The organism is Candidatus Propionivibrio aalborgensis (genome assembly GCF_900089945.1).
In the GTDB taxonomy this organism is placed as follows: Bacteria; Pseudomonadota; Gammaproteobacteria; order Burkholderiales; family Rhodocyclaceae; genus Propionivibrio; species Propionivibrio aalborgensis.
Map to the genome: position 1 here is coordinate 1 of NZ_FLQY01000286.1, position 1,422 is coordinate 1,422.

Sequence of the window (1,422 nt, forward strand, 5' to 3'; positions counted from 1 at the left end):
CCGCGGTAGATGTAGTTGACGATCACCGCGATGATCGATGGCCAGCCGAACAGGAAAGAGCCGATCACGGTGGCTGCGCCGAACGCGCCCAGCGCCAGGCCCAGTGCGTGCAGCGCGTAAACGATATGTGTCGTGCGCACCAGCGCAGAAGAGGTTTCGATGGTCATCACCTGATTGTTCATGCAGAGCACTCCTCGGCGGTGGGTAGAAGCATTGATGTGGGGGTCAGCGCCAGGATCGCAAGGGCCATTGCCAAAGGATCGGAAATTCGATGCAACTTTTGCCGGAGAATTCGGGAGTATTCGGAAGTATTTAGTCGCGGTCAAGGGTCGACTTGACGTACGAAGGTGGTAAGAACGCTATCCGGAAAAGCGCGCCATCGTGCTTGGGGCCACGCGATGGACGGGGTCAAAGGGTTCAGATCGTGGCTCGCTTCACGAGCACGATCTAACCTTGGTAGTTATGCGGCGTGCTCAAGCGGAACTTCCCAGCCGGGAAATACGAGTACGGCGGGATGGCATTGGAGAGCACGGGCAAGAACTTTGGCGCGCTCAACCCCCAGATTTACTCGACTATTCTCAATTGCGGAAATAGTGGCCTGCGGAATGCCCGTAAGCTCGGACAGTTGGCTTTGGCTCAGTTCTTGGAGTTCGCGCAGAATACGGACAGATTCTCCCACGGAGACCTCAACTCGCTTTTTTGCAGGACGAAACTCTTTCATTTTACGGCCTCCTGTAGTCGTGGGCTGTGACATGAATAACTTGAATCTGTAACACGTTGGCAACCACTCGGTAGATCACTCGCCACTGCAGCCCAAGCCGAGATGAACGATGCCCCTTCCATTCACCAGACAGGGCTTCGTCGTGAAACCCCTTGATGGCCCGAAAACCTTGTGGTCCGGAAAGCCTGGCAATGTCTTTCCATTTCTCGTAACGCTTCAGAATTTCTACTGGCACGGAGCCAGAAAGCTGCTTGTCGACGCGACGGTGCTCTTCGATTTGCCACATACCACATTATGTATATACCACAAATGGTATGTCAAGCTAGCGACGTATAACGAATAGCGGTTACGCGTGGCAATCGTCCTCGCCGAAGAAACAGGCGTCCCGGTTGTGGCCTCGCTGCACGATGTGCAACGGCAAGCACGGAAGGTGGATGCGCGAACGGCGTGGCATGGCGGGAGTATATCGATAATTGAGCCTGGCCCCTTTGACGCTTCGAAGGTAATAAAAGCGCTATCCGGAAAAGCGCGCCAGCGTGCTTGAGGCCGCGCGAGGGGCGGTTTCGGTCTGGTCGGCTTTAGCACGAGTTTCCGTTAGCGAGCAGTGCGCAGTTTTATCGCGCAGCGTGCGCTCGACTGCCGGGTTGGACGAAGCCGCTACGCGGAGAAAGACCACCTCGCGGCCCCACGAATTATTCTGC

General features: G+C 56.0%; 3 protein-coding genes and 1 pseudogene. All 4 read right to left on the reverse strand.

Annotated elements, in window-relative coordinates:
- Nucleotides 1-182 (reverse strand): annotated as a pseudogene (locus PROAA_RS13030) (hypothetical protein); the annotation flags it as partial.
- Between the two features lie 278 nt (nt 183-460).
- Nucleotides 461-721 carry a helix-turn-helix domain-containing protein gene (locus PROAA_RS13035; RefSeq protein WP_186411755.1) on the reverse strand — a complete coding sequence of 87 codons (261 nt, stop codon included), beginning with the start codon at nt 719-721 and terminating at the stop codon, nt 461-463.
- A 1-nt stretch (nt 722) separates the two neighbouring features.
- Nucleotides 723-1,007, reverse strand: a complete 285-nt coding sequence (locus tag PROAA_RS13040; protein ID WP_186411756.1) for a type II toxin-antitoxin system RelE/ParE family toxin — start codon at nt 1,005-1,007, stop codon at nt 723-725.
- 228 nt (nt 1,008-1,235) lie between these two features.
- The coding region (locus PROAA_RS18955) for a hypothetical protein (protein ID WP_222102263.1) at nt 1,236-1,422 on the reverse strand (187 nt) is incomplete at its 5' end.